Source organism: Streptomyces sp. NPDC046859 (assembly GCF_040645135.1).
Lineage (GTDB): Bacteria > Actinomycetota > Actinomycetes > Streptomycetales > Streptomycetaceae > Streptomyces.
The window spans coordinates 210,364-226,794 of record NZ_JBEYXR010000009.1 but is presented as its reverse complement, the minus strand read 5'-3'; the positions used below and the strand labels follow the sequence as shown (position 1 = coordinate 226,794).

The 16,431-nt window shown below is 75.0% G+C and carries 18 protein-coding genes; 12 read left to right on the top strand and 6 right to left on the bottom strand.

All coding sequences use genetic code 11. From position 1 onward, the window contains the following. Window positions 1-26: 26 nt before the first annotated feature. Window positions 27-563, bottom strand: coding sequence for a gamma carbonic anhydrase family protein (locus ABZ899_RS16680; RefSeq protein ID WP_361346178.1), 537 nt, complete (start codon window positions 561-563; stop codon window positions 27-29). Window positions 564-677: 114 nt separating this feature from the next. Between ABZ899_RS16680 and ABZ899_RS16675 the strand changes: the two genes are divergently transcribed. Beyond that, entirely contained in the window at window positions 678-1,475 is a 798-nt protein-coding gene (locus ABZ899_RS16675; RefSeq protein WP_361346177.1) for an acyltransferase, read from the top strand. Between the two features lie 20 nt (window positions 1,476-1,495). Here the strand turns inward: ABZ899_RS16675 and ABZ899_RS16670 are convergent, their stop codons facing one another. After that, window positions 1,496-2,353, bottom strand: a complete 858-nt coding sequence (locus tag ABZ899_RS16670) for a DMT family transporter (RefSeq protein WP_361346175.1) — start codon at window positions 2,351-2,353, stop codon at window positions 1,496-1,498. A gap of 103 nt (window positions 2,354-2,456) precedes the next feature. Here ABZ899_RS16670 and ABZ899_RS16665 point away from each other — a divergent pair, with 103 nt between their 5' ends. Both ABZ899_RS16665 and ABZ899_RS16660 read left to right on the top strand, forming a co-directional pair. Next, window positions 2,457-3,029, top strand: coding sequence for an XRE family transcriptional regulator (locus tag ABZ899_RS16665; RefSeq protein WP_361346174.1), 573 nt, complete (start codon window positions 2,457-2,459; stop codon window positions 3,027-3,029). 43 nt (window positions 3,030-3,072) lie between these two features. Beyond that, window positions 3,073-3,636, top strand: a complete 564-nt coding sequence (locus ABZ899_RS16660) for a YbaK/EbsC family protein (RefSeq protein ID WP_361346172.1) — start codon at window positions 3,073-3,075, stop codon at window positions 3,634-3,636. Between the two features lie 23 nt (window positions 3,637-3,659). On the opposite strand, the gene ABZ899_RS16655 is transcribed toward ABZ899_RS16660, so the two are convergent. Then, the gene (locus ABZ899_RS16655) at window positions 3,660-4,757 is read right to left on the bottom strand and encodes a cation diffusion facilitator family transporter (protein ID WP_361346170.1); all 1,098 of its coding nucleotides are present in this window, start codon (window positions 4,755-4,757) and stop codon (window positions 3,660-3,662) included. Between the two features lie 87 nt (window positions 4,758-4,844). Here ABZ899_RS16655 and ABZ899_RS16650 point away from each other — a divergent pair, with 87 nt between their 5' ends. Next, a complete protein-coding gene (locus tag ABZ899_RS16650; protein WP_361346168.1) occupies window positions 4,845-5,204 on the top strand; it encodes a metalloregulator ArsR/SmtB family transcription factor in 360 nt (119 codons plus the stop codon). 16 nt (window positions 5,205-5,220) lie between these two features. Here the strand turns inward: ABZ899_RS16650 and ABZ899_RS16645 are convergent, their stop codons facing one another. Continuing rightward, window positions 5,221-6,444: a 4-hydroxybenzoate 3-monooxygenase gene (locus ABZ899_RS16645; RefSeq protein WP_361346166.1), complete on the bottom strand. Its 1,224-nt coding sequence runs from the start codon at window positions 6,442-6,444 to the stop codon at window positions 5,221-5,223. A 59-nt stretch (window positions 6,445-6,503) separates the two neighbouring features. Continuing rightward, window positions 6,504-6,911 (bottom strand): CoA-binding protein, encoded by a 408-nt coding sequence (locus ABZ899_RS16640; RefSeq protein ID WP_361346164.1) that lies wholly within the window; start codon window positions 6,909-6,911, stop codon window positions 6,504-6,506. 319 nt (window positions 6,912-7,230) lie between these two features. On the opposite strand from ABZ899_RS16640, the gene ABZ899_RS16635 reads away from it, so the two are divergent. The 6 genes from ABZ899_RS16635 (at window position 7,231) to ABZ899_RS16610 (ending at window position 14,774) form a co-directional block, all read left to right on the top strand. After that, window positions 7,231-7,947 (top strand): hypothetical protein, encoded by a 717-nt coding sequence (locus ABZ899_RS16635; protein WP_361346162.1) that lies wholly within the window; start codon window positions 7,231-7,233, stop codon window positions 7,945-7,947. Then, window positions 7,944-8,504 (top strand): histidine phosphatase family protein, encoded by a 561-nt coding sequence (locus ABZ899_RS16630; RefSeq protein WP_361346160.1) that lies wholly within the window; start codon window positions 7,944-7,946, stop codon window positions 8,502-8,504. Before ABZ899_RS16635 ends, ABZ899_RS16630 begins: the two co-directional genes overlap by 4 nt. A gap of 70 nt (window positions 8,505-8,574) precedes the next feature. Next, a complete protein-coding gene (locus tag ABZ899_RS16625; protein WP_361346158.1) occupies window positions 8,575-9,201 on the top strand; it encodes a YigZ family protein in 627 nt (208 codons plus the stop codon). A 102-nt stretch (window positions 9,202-9,303) separates the two neighbouring features. Next, complete coding sequence (locus ABZ899_RS16620) at window positions 9,304-10,461, top strand: aromatic acid exporter family protein (protein ID WP_361346157.1); 1,158 nt, start codon at window positions 9,304-9,306, stop codon at window positions 10,459-10,461. Window positions 10,462-10,593: 132 nt separating this feature from the next. Then, complete coding sequence (locus tag ABZ899_RS16615; RefSeq protein WP_361346155.1) at window positions 10,594-11,757, top strand: exonuclease SbcCD subunit D; 1,164 nt, start codon at window positions 10,594-10,596, stop codon at window positions 11,755-11,757. Further along, the gene (locus ABZ899_RS16610) at window positions 11,754-14,774 is read left to right on the top strand and encodes an SMC family ATPase (protein WP_361346153.1); all 3,021 of its coding nucleotides are present in this window, start codon (window positions 11,754-11,756) and stop codon (window positions 14,772-14,774) included. The genes ABZ899_RS16615 and ABZ899_RS16610 overlap by 4 nt, the downstream gene beginning before the upstream one ends. Here ABZ899_RS16610 and ABZ899_RS16605 read toward each other — a convergent pair. Beyond that, window positions 14,768-15,214 carry an Lrp/AsnC family transcriptional regulator gene (locus ABZ899_RS16605; protein WP_361346151.1) on the bottom strand — a complete coding sequence of 149 codons (447 nt, stop codon included), beginning with the start codon at window positions 15,212-15,214 and terminating at the stop codon, window positions 14,768-14,770. The two genes, ABZ899_RS16610 and ABZ899_RS16605, sit on opposite strands and share 7 nt — an antisense overlap. Before the next feature lie 133 nt (window positions 15,215-15,347). Here ABZ899_RS16605 and ABZ899_RS16600 point away from each other — a divergent pair, with 133 nt between their 5' ends. Further along, complete coding sequence (locus ABZ899_RS16600; RefSeq protein WP_361346149.1) at window positions 15,348-15,830, top strand: rhodanese-like domain-containing protein; 483 nt, start codon at window positions 15,348-15,350, stop codon at window positions 15,828-15,830. A 56-nt stretch (window positions 15,831-15,886) separates the two neighbouring features. After that, window positions 15,887-16,417 carry an immunity 21 family protein gene (locus tag ABZ899_RS16595; RefSeq protein ID WP_361346147.1) on the top strand — a complete coding sequence of 177 codons (531 nt, stop codon included), beginning with the start codon at window positions 15,887-15,889 and terminating at the stop codon, window positions 16,415-16,417. The last annotated feature ends 14 nt before the right edge of the window (window positions 16,418-16,431 follow it).

The following is a 16,431-nucleotide window of genomic DNA, read 5'->3' as shown; positions in this document are numbered from 1 at the left end:
GGCCCGGCGCGGCGGGCGCGACGGTCTCAGCCGCGCCCTGCGTGCTCCTCCCGATGCGCCTTGGCCAGCTCGGCGTACATCGTGCCGTTCAGCGTGACCCCCTGCCGCTCCTCCTCGGTGAGCGGCCGCTTCACCTTCGCCGGCACGCCCGCCACCAGCGACCCCGGCGGCACGACCATCCCCTGCGGCACCAGCGCCTGCGCGGCGACCAGCGAGCCCGCCCCGATCACCGCGCCGTTCAGCACGGTCGCGCCCATGCCGACGAGACAGTCGTCCTCGACGGTCGCCCCGTGCACCACCGCGTTGTGCCCGACGGACACCCGCGCACCCACCCGCACCGGGAAACCGGGGTCGGCGTGCAGCGTGCAGTTGTCCTGGATGTTGGCCTGCTCCCCGACGAGGATCGCCTCGACGTCACCGCGCACCACCGCGCCGTACCAGACGCTGGCGCCCGCCTCCAGGGTCACGTCCCCGATCACGGACGCCGTCGGCGCCACGAACGCGGACCCGTCGATCCTGGGCTCCCGTCCCGCGATCCCCATGACCAGCGCCTTGTCCGTCATCGCCCTCTCCTCACCCCGAACGTCGTCGACAGTCGCACCGTACGCCACCCGGTAGGGCGAAGATCACAGCCCCTCGGCCTCATCACGACCACGAACGCTCAGTACCGTGAGGCCGTGCCCAAGCGCAAGAACACGTTCTCATCCTGGCGACGCCGACTGGCGCAGCGCGCCGTCCACGCGGGCTGGGCCTGGGCGCAGCGCACGGGTTCGGTGACCGCGGAGCACCCCGGCCGCTTCCGCTTCGGATCCCTCGGCGAGGCCACCCGGCTGGCCTTCCCGCTCGGCACGGTCTTCGGGGAGCCGTGGATCCACCTCGGCTCGCACTGCATCGTCGGCGAGCAGGTCACCCTGACGGCCGGTCTGATGCCCGACCTCGACCTCGGCCCGGATCCGATCCTGCGCGTCGGCGACGGCGTCGTCCTCGGCCGCGGCAGCCATGTCATCGCCGACACGACGGTGACCATCGGCAGCGACTGCTACTTCGGCCCGTACGTCTACGTCACCTCCACCAACCACTCCTACGACGACCCGCACGAGCCCATCGGCAGGCAGTGGCCGCGGATGGAGCCCGTCGAGATCGGCCCCGGGTGCTGGATCGGCACCGGCGCGGTGATCCTGCCGGGCGCGACGATCGGGCGGAACGTGGTGGTCGCCGCGGGCGCGGTGGTCCGCGGCACGGTGCCGGACCACGCCGTGGTGGCGGGGGCGCCCGCCCGTGTCGTACGGCGCTGGACGCCTGAGGACGGCTGGCAGCCGCCGCTGCGGACGCCGGCGCCGGTGCCGATACCGGACGGCGTGACCCCCGGACAGCTCCAGGCGCTGGCGGGCCTCGACGAGGAGACCGTGGCGCGGCTGGCGGAGCTGGACGAGCGGACGACCGCCGAACTGGCGGAGCCCGCCACCGAGTCCTGACCGGGCGGTGCCCGTGCGGGTCAGCCCGCGGCCAGCAGCACGGTGCCCACCAGGGCGAGCCCGGCACCCGCCGCCTGCACGCCGGCCAGCCGCTCCCGCAGCACGCCCCGCGCCGCCAGGGCGGTCACCACGGGATAGAGCGAGGCGAGCACGGCGGCCACGGTCACCGGCCCACGGTGTGCGGCGACCACATAGGTGCCGTTCGCGGCGACGTCGGCGAGGCCGACGAACGCGAGCGCGGGCAGCGAGCGCCAGGGAAAGCCGTCGTCCGGGAGAGCCGGCGCCCCGCGCCGCACCGACACGTACAGCGCGAGGCCGCCCGCCCCCACGTTGACGACGCGCTGCACGAAGAGCGCGAGGAACAGGCCGGTGACGGTGGTCGACGCCTCCGCCACCAGCACGAAGACCGTGCCGAAGCCGAAGGCCGCGACCAGCGTGAGCAGGATCGACCGCCGCTGCACGGGAGCGCCCCGCAGCTGCGGTCCGCCCGCCAGGACCACTCCGAGCACCGCCACCGCGATCCCCGCCGTCTGCACCAGCCCGGGCCGCTCGCCCAGGAAGAGGCCCACCCCGACGGGCACGGCCACGCCCACGGTCCCGAGCGGCGAGACCACGCCCATCGGGCCGAGCGCCAGCGCCTTGTAGAAGCAGAGCAGGGCGACGGGTCCCACCAGGCCGGCCGCGACCGCCCACCACAACCGCGGGTCCGCCTCGCTCCAGGCGCCCGTGGCCAGGACGACGACACCGAGGACGGCCGCCGCGATCGCCTGCGAGACGACGACCACCGTCAGCGCGGGGGTGCGACGGGTCAGTACGCCTCCGCCGAAGTCCGCCAGACCCCAGAGCAGACTGGTGGCCAGGGCGAAGAGTGCTGTCACAGGAGCCTCGCAGTACAGTGCGGTGGACGATCGGGTGCACCCCACGGTAGTGCGGTCTGGTGAACCCTGTCATCCAGAATATTGGACTCCGCAAGGACGGAATGTGTCGGACCTCGACCTGCTGACCCAGTCCCTGGCACGCAACGTCAAGCATTGGCGGACGGTACGCGGCTTCACGCTCGACGTGCTCGCGACCCGGGCCGGTGTCAGCCGCGGCATGCTCATCCAGATCGAGCAGGCCCGCACCAACCCCAGCCTCGGCACGGTCGTCAAGATCGGCGACGCGCTCGGCGTCAGCATCACCACGCTCCTCGACTACGAGCAGGGGCCGAAGGTGCGGGTCGTCCCGGCCGACCAGGTCGTACGGCTGTGGCACACCGACGCGGGCAGCCACAGCCGCCTCCTCGCCGGGACCGAGGCCCCCGGCCCGCTGGAGATGTGGCACTGGCGGATGATGCCGGGCGAGAGCAGCAGCTCGGACCCGCACCCGGTCGGCACCGTCGAGATCGTGCACGTCACCGCCGGCGAGCTGACCCTCACCGTCGACGGCGTGGACCACCGGGTTCCGGTCGGGGCGAGCGCCACCTTCGAGGCCGACGCCCCCCACGTGTACGGCAACCAGGGCGAGGTCCCGGCCGAGTGGATGCTGGCCGTCTCCGTGCCGCCCGCACGCTGAGACGTCCCTCCGGCGGCCGCCGAGCGCCTGTTAGCGTGCGGCCATGGACGCACCCATCGGGCACTTCGACAGCGCCACTCCCGCCCCCGAATGCCTCGACGATCTGATCGACCCCGTCGCCGAGGCCGTACGGAACTGGCGCGGCAGCGTCCCCGCCGAGCAGATCGTCTACGTCGACACCGACCCGCAGTGGGCCGACACGGCCGCCTTCGTCGAGCACTACGGGCGGGACCTCCTCGAGGCGTCCGCGAACTGCGTGGTCGTCGCCGGCAAGCGCGGCGGCGAGACGACACTGGCGGCCTGCCTGGTCCTGTCGACCACCCGCGCCGACGTGAACGGCGTGGTGCGCCGCCATCTCGGCGCCCGCAAGGCGTCCTTCGCCTCCATGGACACCGCCACCGGCGAGACCGGCATGGAATACGGCGGCATCACCCCGATCGGCTTGCCCGGGCTCTGGCCCCTGCTGGTCGACCCGGCCGTCGTCGACCTGCCGTACGTGCTGGTCGGCAGCGGCCGCCGGCGCGGCAAGCTCCTGGTCCCCGGCAAGGCGTTCGCCGAGCTGCCGAACGCGGTCGTGCTGGAGGGGCTCGGGATCGCCGCGGGCTGAGACACCGGCCGGGCGCCGCGGGTTCATGCCGTCATGTGGTGCGCGAGCACCTGGTGCGGGTCCTGCTCACCCGTCACCGGTGCCGGATCGGCGTGCACCAGGGCCGCCGTGAGCCGGGGGACGGCGTGCAGCAGCGCGTGCTCGGCGTCCACCGCGATCGCGTGCGCCTGACGCACCGTCGCCTCACCGTCCACGACCACGGCCACCTCGGCGCGCAGCCGGTGCCCGATCCAGCGCAGCCGCAGTTCGCCGACCTCCCGGACGCCCGCGACGTCCCTCAGGGCCCGCTCGGCCCGGTCCACCAGGGCCGGGTCCACGGCGTCCATCACCCGCCGGAACACCTCACGGGCCGCGTCCCGCAGCACCAGCACGATCGCGGCCGTGATCGCGAGCCCCACGACCGGGTCCGCCCACTGCCACCCCAGGGCGGCGCCGCCCGCGCTCACCAGCACCGCCAGCGAGGTGAAGCCGTCGGTGCGGGCGTGCAGCCCGTCGGCGACGAGCGCCGCCGAGCCGATGGCGCGTCCGACCCGGATGCGGTACCGGGCCACCCACTCGTTCCCGGCGAAGCCGATGAGCGCCGCCACCGCCACCACCGGGATGTGCTGCACGGGCTCCGGGTCCAGCAGCCGGGCGGCCGCCGTCCAGCCCGCGAAGACGGCGGACGCGGCGATGGTGAGGACGATGGCCAGGCCCGCGAGATCCTCGGCCCGGCCGTATCCGTAGGTGAAGCGGCGCGTCGCCGCGCGCCGGCCCAGCACGAAGGCGATGCCGAGCGGGACGGCCGTCAGCGCGTCCGCGGCGTTGTGCACGGTGTCGCCGAGCAGCGCGACCGACCCGGAGACGGCCACCACGACCGCCTGGGCCAGCGCCGTCACCCCGAGGACCAGCAGGGAGACCCACAGGGCCCGCATCCCGCGGGCCGAGGACTCCAGTGCCGGGTCCAGCCTGTCGGCCGTCTCGTGGGAGTGCGGTCGCAGGAGGTGGGCGAGGCGGTGGCGCAGGGACGTCCGGGTGGGGGAGTGCGGCTGCTCGTCCCTCGGCGGGTGCGCGTCCCCGGGCGGGTGCCCGTGCCGTTCATGGCGGTGCCCGTCGTGCCCGTGCGCGTGACCGTCGCTCACGGTGATCCCCTTCCGATCCGCTGCGCTTCGATGCGCTCCGACGCGCGGAGGTGGACGGCCGGCCGCCCACGGGGCCATTATGTGCGTATGAGCGCACGCATGCACCTGTCAGCTGCGCACGGTGCGCATCCGCGCAGCCCGGGCGAGGAGCAGTTCGCCCTGGCCGCCGAGATCCTGGCCCTGCTCGGGGACCGCACCCGGCTGACCCTGCTGCACGCCCTCACGGCCGGGGAGGCGGACGTCACGACGCTCACCGAGGCGTGCGGGGCGGCCCGGCCCGCCGTCAGCCAGCACCTGGCCCGGCTGCGGCTCGCCGGCCTGGTGGACACCCGCAAGGAGGGGCGGCGGGTGGTCTACTCCCTGCGCGACGGCCATCTGCGCCGCCTCGTCGACGAGGCCCTGAACGTGGCGGACCACCGGCTCAGCGACCGGCCGCCGCACGACTGAGGCGTAACGGCGCGCGTCAGGAGGTGACGGGCTGTCCGAGGTACTGCTCGGCGAACGCCCGCGCCGCCACCGGGGAGTCGAAGACCCGGCGCAGCCGGGCCAGGGTGGTGCCCGCGCGGTACGGGTCGCCCGAGGAGACGCCGTGGTACACCTCGGACAGCCACTGCGAGAACTCCTGGTAGTCCCACACCCGTTCGAGACAGGTGGCGGAGTAGGAGTCCAGGCCGGCGGAGTCGCCCTTCGTGAGGTGGGCGACGAGCCCGTCGCCGAGCAGGAAGGCGTCGTGCAGCGCGAGATTCATGCCCTTGGCGGCTATGGGCGCGGTCAGATGGGCCGCGTCGCCCGCCAGCAGGAGCCGCCCGGACGCCATCGGCTCGACCACGTAGTTGTGCATCTCCAGGACGCGCTTCTCCACCAGCCGCCCCTCGACCAGGGGCGGAGCGCCGTCCGCCCCGAGGCGCTGCCGGAGCTCCGCCCACACCCGGTCCGCCGGCCAGTTCTCCGGGTCGTCGCCCGGCGGGCACTGGAGGTAGTAGCGGGTCACGTCGGCACTGCGCGGCATATGGCCGGCGAACCCGCGCGGATGCATGCCGAACACGACGCAGTCGGCCGACGGCGGTGCCTCGGCGAGCAGGGCCAGCCATCCGATGCCGTAGTCGCCGCGGGACGTCCGGGTGCGGCCCGCGGGCAGCGCGGCCCGTGTCACCCCGCGCGCCCCGTCGCACCCGGCGACGAAGTCGCACCGCACCACCTCGCGCCGCCCGGTCAGCGGGCAGACGTACGACACCGAGGGCTGGTCGCCGTCCACGTCGTGCACCCGGACGTCCCGCACGCCGAAGCGGATCTCGCCGCCGCGAACGTCCGCGTACTCCCGGACCAGGTCCGTCACCAGGGACTGCTGCGGATACACCCAGTGGTGAGTGCCCGTCAGCTCGGTGTACGCGAACCGGTGGCGCCGCCCGTCGAACCGGAACTCGCACTCCGTGTGCCGCTGGGCCCGCTCCAGCAGGGTGTCCGCGAGCCCGCGCCGCTGCAGCCCGCGTACGGCCCACTCCTCCAGGACCCCGGCGCGGGGCCGCTGTTCGATGGAAGCACGGGTCTCGGTCTCCAGGACCAGGCAGTCGACGGAGGCGGCCCGCAGGATGTTGCCGACGGTCAGGCCGGCCGGGCCGGCGCCCACGATGACCACCGGAAACCGGTGCGGAGCAGGGGGGTTGGGGTGGGGGGAGGTCGAAGTCACCCGAGCATTATGGAGGGGGGCCGCCAGGCGGGGGAGAGGTGGGCGGCCGGCCGGCCGGGTCAGCCGAGGCGGGGTATCTCGATCGCCGGGCACCGGTCCATGACCATGTCCAGGCCCGCCGCGCGCGTGCGGTCGTACGCCTCCTCGTCGATGACGCCGAGCTGGAACCAGACCGCCTTGGCGCCCTTGGCGACCGCGTCGTCGGCGACCGCGCCGGCGAGGTCGCTGTTCACGAAGACGTCGACCACGTCCACCTCGAAGGGGATGTCCGCCAGCGACGCGTAACCCTGCTCCCCATGGACCGTCTCGGCCTTCGGGTGGACCGGCACGATGCGCTTGCCGTGGCGCCGCAGCACGTCGGCCACGCCGTACGCCGCCCGCCGCCGGTTGGAGGACAGACCCACGATGGCCCAGGTGTCGCCGAGCTCGCCGAGGATCCTGCGGACCGTCGCGTCGTCTCCGTACACCGCCGGTCTCCTTCTGTGTCGTCTCGTCCCACTGCCTTTCCCAGCGACAACGGACGGCGGGCCGTGACGATTCCCGCCGCTGGCGGGCACCGGAAGCCTGCCCGAACGCCTGTCCGGGCAGGCCGGTGCGCAGTACCGTGCGGGCAGTCCGCACGGCAGGGGGTGGCGATGCCCGGGTTCCACAGGTCCCACGCGCGCGTGGGCGGGCCGAGGCCCCATGGCTGACCGGTCCGGCGCCGAGGACCCCGGCGCGCGGCACGCCGAGGGGGAAGCGCGTCGGACCGCTGCGGACGGCCGCTCGGGCGCCTACGCTCGCTCCGTGCTGCGCATCATCGACGCCCGAACCGGCCAGCCTGTCGACGCCGCGCCCGCCCGGCGGGGCCTGACCCGCGTCGAGGCACATACCGAGGGCTTCGACGTCACCGCCCTGCGGGTCCTGCTCGTCGCGGACCTCCTCGTGCGCGCCCTGGAACTCGGGGGCACGCCCGTCTGGGCGCTGCTCGACGAGGAGCGGCAGCAGGCGGAGCTCAGGGCCGGAGCCGCGGCGCTCGGCATCCGGCCCTTCGAGGACGGCCGGGACGCCGCGTCGGGGCTGGGCGAGACACAGGTCCTGCACGTCGTGCGCGAGGGCGGCGCGCAACCCGACGGCGTGCGGGTGGCCGTCGCCGCCGTGCAGGCGTCCGCACCGCCCGAGGACGCCGACCCCGCCGTCCTGCGCCTCGCGCTGCTCGGCAGGCGCCGGGGCGTCCCGGTGACGCTCGACACGGACACGCTCGACGAGGCCCACGCCACCCTGGCGCGCTGGCGGGGCGCCGTCGCCGACTGGGCCCGGCGTCCGTCGCGGCCCGTGCCCGAGGAGGTGCGGACGGAACTGCGCACCGCCTGGGAGGACGACCTGGACGTGCCCGGGGTGCTCGGCGTCCTGCGCCGCGTGGAGAGCGCGGACCTGCCGGACGGCGCCCGCTTCGAGACGTTCGCCCACGCCGACCGCCTTCTCGGTCTCGACCTCGCGCGGGACCTGGGAAGCCCGCTGTGACCCCGCACATCGCGGTGCCCCCGCACATCGGGGCGGGCCCCCTGCGCCGGCTCGTCGTCCTGCGGCACGCGAAGTCCGCCTGGCCGGACGACCTCCCCGACCACGAGCGGCCGCTCGCCGCGCGCGGCCGCCGCGACGCACCGGTCGCCGGGCGGCTGCTCGCCGAGGCCGACTGCCTGCCGGACCTCGCCCTGTGCTCCACCGCCGTGCGCGCCCGGCAGACCTGGGACCTCGCGTGCGCCCAGTGGGGGACGCCCCCGCCGGTGCGGCACGACCGGCGCCTGTACGCGGCGGGCGCCGCCGAGCTGCTGGCCGTCGTGCGGGAGGTGTCCCCGGAGGTCGTGACGCTGCTCCTGGTCGGGCACAACCCCGGTCTGGAGGAACTCGTCCTCGAACTCGCGGGGGACGGCCTCGACGACCTGCTGGAGGAGGTCGGCGCGAAGTTCCCGACCGCCGCGGCGGCCGTCCTGGCCTGGCACGGACCCGGCTGGCGCGACCTGACGCCGGGCACGGCCCTGCTGACGGACGTCATGGTCGCGCGGGGCAGGAAGGACTGACGGGCGGGCGGGCACGCACGCGCGTGCCTGGCCGGGCCGGGCGGCCCGAGGGGCGGCTTAGGCTGGTCGGATGCAGGACGAGTACCGCACCGTCGCCCGCGCCGGTGTGCACGAGACCGAGATCAACCGCTCGCGCTTCATCTGCGCGCTCGCACCGGCCGCCACCGAGCGGGAGGCCCAGGACTTCGTCGCAGGGGTCCGCAAGGAGCACGCGGACGCCACCCACAACTGCTGGGCCTACGTCATCGGCGCCGACGCCTCCGCCCAGAAGGCGAGCGACGACGGCGAGCCCGGCGGGACGGCCGGGGTCCCCATGCTCCAGATGCTGCTGCGTCGCGACATGCGGTACGTCGTCGCCGTCGTCACCCGCTACTACGGCGGCGTGAAGCTCGGGGCGGGCGGCCTGATCCGGGCCTACGGGGGAGTGGTCGGCGAGGCGCTGGACGCCGTCGGCACGCTCACCCGGCGCCGCTTCCGGCTCGCCACCGTCACCGTCGACCACCAGCGCGCGGGCAAGGTGCAGAACGACCTGAGGTCCACCGGCCGCGCGGTGCGCGACGTGCGGTACGCGGAGGCCGTCACCCTAGAGATCGGGCTCCCCGACGCCGACGTGGAGGCGTTCCGCTCCTGGCTCGCCGACACGACCGCGGGTACGGCCGTCCTCGAGCTCGGTGGCGAGGCGTACGGGGACGCCTGACCCGGTGCGCCCCTCCGTGCGCGTGACGGCGGCCACAGGGCCTGCCGATCGGGCCATGGCCCGCATTCATTCCGGCATATGTGGCACCTGCTGGGCATGGGGATGAGTGAGACGGCCGTGCGCGCCCGCCGCGGGGCCCGCGGCGTGGGAGAGTCGGCCCGGCGGGCGTGGACCGGGCCGGGACCTGAGCGGGACGTGGCGATCCAGGCCGGCAAGGCGGCCCTGGCGGCCTGCGTGGCGTGGGCGGTGGCCGGATGGTGGCTGAAGGCGCCGAACGCGTTCGTCGCGGCCTGGGTGGCCATCGTGCTCGTGGAGTCGACGGTGTTCCGGTCGATCGCGCACGGGCTGCAGCAGCTCGCGGCCATCGCCATGGGGACGGTCGTCGCCACCGGTGTCGCCCTGCTGCTGGACTCCGCGATGCTGGCCATGGCCCTGGTGCTCCCGGTCGTGGTGCTGCTCGGCAACTGGGGACGGCTCGGCAGCCAGGGCGTCTACGCCGCCACGGGCGCGCTGTTCGTGCTGACGAGCGGCCCGGTGACCCTCATGGCGTCGACCACCCGGATCGCCGAGGCCGGTTTCGGCGCGGTGGTCGGCATCGCCGTGAACGCGCTCATCCGTCCCCCCGTGTACCTGCGCGGCACGCGTGTGGCCCTGGAGGAGGCGGCCGGGGAGGCCCGGCGGATCCTGGAGGCGGTGGCGGACCGGCTGGCCGCCGGCGAGTGGGACAGCGAGCCGGCCCAGGAACTGCACGATCGGGCGCTGCGCCTGTTCCGGCTCGTGGACCAGGCCCGCTCGGCCGTCGGCTGGAGCCGCGAGAGCCTGCGGATCAACCCGCGCCGCCGCAAACTGGCGGAGGGGACGCCCGGCCAGGAGTACGACGACGCGGTGACCGTCCTCGACTACGTCGCCGTCCACACCTCCGGCGTCACCCGCGCGGTGCTGGAGTCCAGCGACGGCGGACGGGCGCACTCACGGCCGGGCCCGGCGGTCAGTGAGGCATACGCCGACTTCCTGCGCGGCAGCGCCCGCGCGATCTGCCTCTACCCCCGCAGCCGGTTCGCGCCGGGCGGCTACGACGCGGAGGTGGACGAGGAACTGCGCGAGGTCGTCGACGACATGCGCCGCACCCTGGACGCCCTGCACCGCAGGCTGCCCGACGGCGCCCTGGAGGACCTCGACGCCCTGGCCACCTACGGCACCCTGCTCACCCAGGCCCGCCGCCTCGCGGACCAACTGGTCACCCAGGAACGCGTGTCCTGACATGTCTGAAATGCCGTACGTGGTACGGAGCGTGACCGGCCGGCGCGGGTGGGGATGCGGGAGCGTGCGAGACCGGGCGATACGGGAGTAACCGCCTGCGTTGTCGGACCCGGCCGATAGGCTCGGGGGATCATGAGACTGCTGCACACCTCCGACTGGCACCTCGGCCGCGCGTTCCACCGGGTCAACATGCTCGGCGCGCAGGCCGAGTTCATCGGGCACCTCGTCACGACCGCGCGCGAGCGCGAGGTGGACGCGGTGGTCGTGTCGGGGGACGTGTACGACCGGGCGGTGCCGCCGCTCGCCGCCGTCGAGCTGTTCGACGACGCCCTGCACCGGCTCGCCGACCTCGGCGTGCCCACCGTGATGATCTCCGGCAACCACGACTCCGCGCGCCGCCTGGGCGTCGGCGCCGGACTCATGGGCCGCGCCGGGATCCACCTGCGCACCGATCCGGCGACCTGCGCCACCCCCGTCGTGCTGGCGGACGACTTCGGCGACGTCGCCTTCTACGGGCTGCCCTATCTGGAACCCGCCCTCGTCAGGGACGGATTCGGCGTCGAGAAGGCCGACCACGAGGCCGTGCTCGCCGCCGCCATGCGGCAGGTCCGCGCCGACCTCGCCACGCGCGCGCCCGGCACCCGGTCCGTCGTCCTCGCCCACGCCTTCGTCACCGGCGGCGAGCCCAGCGACAGCGAGCGGGACATCACCGTCGGCGGCGTGGCCGTGGTGCCGGCCGGTGTCTTCGACGGCGTGGACTACGTGGCCCTCGGGCATCTGCACGGCTGCCAGACCATCTCCGAGCGCGTCCGCTACTCGGGCTCCCCGCTGCCGTACTCGTTCTCCGAGGCCGGGCACCGCAAGAGCATGTGGCTCGTCGACCTGGACGCCGGCGGCGCCGTCACGGCCGAGCGGATCGACTGCCCGGCGCCGCGCCCGCTGGCCCGGATCCGGGGGACGCTCGAGGACCTGCTCGCCGACCCGGCCCTGCGCCGGCACGAGGACTCCTGGATCGAGGCGACCCTCACCGACGCGGTGCGCCCCGCCGACCCCATGGCCCGCCTCGGCGAACGCTTCCCCCACACCCTCAGCCTCGTCTTCGACCCCGAGCGCACGCCCGGCGAGCCCGCGGTGTCCTACGCGCGGCGGCTGGCCGGACGCGGCGACCAGGAGATCGCGGAGGACTTCGTGACCCATGTGCGCGGCACCGGTCCCGACGCACGGGAACAGGCCGTGCTGCGGGACGCGTTCGACGCCGTGCGCGCCGACGAGGCCGTGCGGGAGGTGGCCCGGTGAGGCTCCACCGCCTGGACCTGACGGCCTTCGGCCCCTTCGGCGGCACCCAGACCGTCGATTTCGACGCGCTCTCCCACGCCGGGCTGTTCCTCCTGCACGGACCGACCGGAGCCGGCAAGACCTCCGTCCTGGACGCCGTCTGCTACGCGCTCTACGGTTCCGTGCCGGGTGCCCGGCAGAGCGGCCAGGGCCTGACCCTGCGCAGCGACCACGCGGCGGCCGGCACCCGCACCGAGGTCCGCCTCGAACTCACCGTCGCCGGACGCCGCCTGGAGATCACCCGCCAGCCGCCCTGGGAGCGCCCGAAGAAGCGCGGCTCGGGCACCACGCTCGACAAGGCCCAGACCTGGCTGCGCGAGCACGACCCCCGCGCCGGGACCTGGAAGGACCTCAGCCGCTCCCACCAGGAGATCGGCGAGGAGATCACCCAGCTGCTCGGCATGAGCCGCGAGCAGTTCTGCCAGGTCGTGCTCCTGCCGCAGGGCGACTTCGCCCGCTTCCTGCGCGCCGACGCCGAGGCGCGCGGCAGACTGCTGGGCCGCCTCTTCGACACCCACCGCTTCGCCGAGGTCGAGAAGCGCCTCGCCGAACGGCGCCGCACCACCGAGTCCCGCGTCCGGGACGGCGACGCCGCACTGCTGGCCGACGCCCACCGCATGCAGCAGGCGGCCGGCGACGCCATGGAGCTGCCTTCCCTCGCCCCCGGTGAACCCGGCCTCGCCGAGGCGGTCCTCGGTGCCGCCGCCGTCGCCCGCAGCACCGCCCGCGAGGAACTCACCGTCGCCCGGTGCAGGCTGAAGGCCGCCGAGGACGCGCAGGTCGACGCCGACCGCGCGCTGGCCGACGTACGCGAAGTGGCGCGGCTGCAGCGGCGGTTCGCCGAGGCGCAGGAGCGCGCCCGGGCACTGCGGTCACGGGCGGACGCGCAGCGCGAGGCGCAGGCCCGCATGGAGCGGGGCCGCAAGGCCGAGGCGGTGGCACCGGCGCTCCAACTGCGTGACGCCGCCGACGCCGAGCACCGCAAGGCGGCCGCGGCGCGGGCACACGCGCGGGACCTGCTGCGGGACGCCCTCGGCGCCGACACGCGCCTGCGAACCGCGTTCGACGACGGCGGCGCGGCCGGATTCGCGGGCGCCGCACGCCGGGCCGCCGAGGAGCTGGGCGGCCTCGAGTCGGCGCGCCGCGGCGAGCGCCGCCTGACGGAACTCGTCGCCGAACGCGCCGAACTGGACCGCCAGGAGCGGGCCGACGACGACGTCCGGACCGAGGCGGAGAGCTGGCTCACCGGCTGGGAGGAGACCCGGGTCCGCCTCCAGTCGGCGATCGAGTCCGCCCAGGAGGCCGCGCACCGCGCCGACCAGCTCGCCGCACAGCGCGAGCCCGCCCGGCAGCGACTCGCCGCCGCCCGCCTGCGCGACCAGCTGGCCGACGACACGGAGACGGCCGCCGCCCGCGCCGCGCAGGCCCAGGAGCGGGCCCTGGCGGCCAAGGAGCACTGGCTGGACGTCAGGGAGCGCCGCCTCAGCGGCATCGCCGCCGAACTGGCCGCCCAGCTGCGGGACGGCGAGGCCTGCGCCGTGTGCGGCGCCACCGAACACCCCGCGCCCGCCCGCAAGGACGCCGGCCACGTCGACCGCGAGGCCGAGGCACGGGCGCTGGCCGCCACCCGGGACGCGGAGGAGCGGCTCACCGAGGCCGAGCAGCGCCTCGGCACCGTACGCGAGGCGCTGGCCGCCGCCACCGCCGAGGCCGGCGACCTGCCCACCGACCGCCTGGCCGAAGCCGCCGACGAGGTGGAACGGCAGTACGCCCTGGCCCGCAGGGACGCCTCGGCACTGCACGCGGCGCACGAGGAACTGCGCCGCGCCGAGGCGGAACACGAGCGGCGCACCGCCGCCCAGCAGCAGGCGGCCGTCCGGGCGGCGGCCCGCATCGGGCACCGCGAGCGGCTGGACCGCGAGCAGTCCGGCCTGGAGGCGGAGCTGACCCAGGCCCGCGGCACCGCGACCAGCGTGGCCGCGCGCGCCACCCAGCTGGAGCGGCAGGTGGCCCTCCTCACCGACGCCGCCGACACCGCGCGCGCCGCCGAGGACACCGCCCGGCGCCTCAAGGACGCCGACGCCCGGCTGGCCGACGCCGCCTTCCGGGCCGGCTTCGACACCCCGCAGGACGCGGCCGCCGCCCTGCTCGACGACGCGACCCACCGCGAGCTGCAACGGCGCCTGGACGCCTGGCAGTCCGAGGAGTCCGCCGTCCGCGCGGTCCTCGCGGAGGCCGACACCGTGGCCGCCGCCCGGCGCCCCGCCGCGGACCTGGCGGCGGCGGAGCGCGCCGCCGAGGCCGCGGCCCGACGGACCCGCGACGCGGCCTCCGCCCGGGACGCGGCCGCCCGCCGCTGCACCGAACTCGACCGCCTCTCCACGCGCGCGGCGAGCGCGGTACGGCAGCTCGCCCCGCTGCGCACGGAGTACGAGCGGGTGGCCCGGCTCGCCGCCCTCACCGCCGGCACCTCGGCGGACAACGAACGCCGGATGCGGCTGGAGTCGTACGTGCTGGCCGCCCGGCTGGAGCAGGTCGCCGCCGCCGCGACCGTACGGCTCCAGCGGATGTCGTCCGGCCGCTACACCCTCGTCCACTCCGACGACCGCACCGGCCGCGGCCGCAGCGGCCTGGGCCTGCACGTCGTCGACGCCTGGACCGGACGGGAACGCGACACGGCGACCCTGTCGGGCGGCGAGACCTTCTTCGCCTCCCTCGCGCTCGCCCTCGGCCTCGCCGACGTCGTCACCGACGAGGCGGGCGGGGTGCGCCTCGACACCCTCTTCATCGACGAGGGCTTCGGCAGCCTCGACGACCAGACCCTCGACGAGGTCCTGGACGTCCTCGACTCACTGCGCGAACGGGACCGCAGCGTCGGCATCGTCAGCCACGTCGCCGACCTGCGACGGCGTATCCACGCCCAGCTCGAGGTCATCAAGGACAGGACGGGGTCGGTGCTGCGGCAGCGCGGTCACTGACCGACCGGGCGCCGCGGCAGCGGCGAGGAGTACACCACGCTGGTCGTCACCGAGCCCAGGGCGCCGATCCGGCCGGAGACCTCCTCCAGGTGCCGCATCGAGCGGGCCGTGACCTTGATGACGAAGCAGTCGTCGCCCGTGACGTGGTGGGCCTCCAGCACCTCCGGTGTCGCGGCGACCAGGTCGTGGAAGGGCTTGTAGTTGCCGTGCGGGTAGCGCAGGCGGACGAAGGCCAGGATCGGCAGCCCCAGCCGTTCGGGGTCGACGACGGCGGCGTAGCCCTGGATGACGCCCGCCTCCTCCAGGCGGCGCACCCGCTCGGTGACCGCGCTCGCGGACATGGAGACGGCACGGGCGAGCTCGGCGTAGCTGGCGCGGCCGTCCCGCTGCAGGACGTCGAGGATGCGCCAGTCGGTGGCGTCCGGGGAATACGCGGTCATAGGCGAGGAATAGCAGGGGATTCGTCGGCGGATCAAGCGAGGTGCCGGGGAACGGACCTTCAGGGAGGCAGTCGGCGCCCGTAGATTTCCGATCATCCGATCAAGGCCGACGATCCATCCGAAGGGCACGACCATGACCGCCGCCGTCCCCGCCGTGAACCCCGTCCTGCGGGTCGCCCCCGCCGCCCCCGCCGAAGCCGCCGCCCACTTCCGGGCGAGCCTCGCCTTCCACGCGGACGTGTCCGACGTCGCCGCCGCGCTCGCGGCCGGCACCGACCCCGGCTTCGTCGTCCTCGACTCCCGGTCCACCGCGTCCTGGGACCAGGGGCACGTCCCGGGCGCCGTGCATCTGCCCACCGCGCTCATCCCGGAGCAGGCCGGGGACCTCCTCGACCCGTCCGTGCCCGTGGTGACGTACTGCTGGGGACCCGGCTGCAACGGCGCGACCCGCGCCGCGCTCGCCCTCGCCGAACTCGGCTACCAGGTCAAGGAGATGCTCGGCGGATTCGAGTACTGGGTGCGTGAGGGCTTCGAGTTCGAGACGTGGGAGGGCCGGGGACGCCGGCCCGCCGACCCGCTCACCGCCCCTACGACGGACGAGAACTGCGGTTGCTGAGACGCCAGTTGGACACCCCGCGTCGAGCGGAGGCCCGGCGTGTAGGTTCTGCTGGCATGGTGACATTCGCGGAACCGGGCACGCTGGAGTGGATCGAGTCGGGCGGAGGCCCGCTGATAGCCGTGCCGGAGACGGTGCTTCCGTTCTGGGCCGGCGCCGACGGCGACGAGACCGCCTCGGACTACGACCGGGCCTGCGAGGTCGACGCCGCCGTCGGTCTCCTCCCGGTCGGGGACGGTGCGGCCCTGGTCCTCGGCGACGAACCGGCGTCCACCGCCTACCTCCCGGACCACGGCGTCTTCGTCCGGTGGTGCGCGGCCGACTCCGAGGCGGACCTGCTCGCCGGGGTCCCGTCCGCCCTGGCCACGGCGGACTGGGGGCACGAGGTCCACTGGAAGGTGCCCGGCCCGGTGGTGCTGTTCGACTCGGCCTGGCCGGGGCGGGAGACGGAACGGACCGAGCATCTGCGGGTCGGTCTCACCCCGGGCACGTACGCGGTCCGCGCCGCGCACGCCCGGCCGGGCCCCGAGACCTGGATGATCCTGGTCCGGCTGCGGCGGCTGCCGCACGGGAACCCCCTTCGATAAGCGGGTGCGCGGTC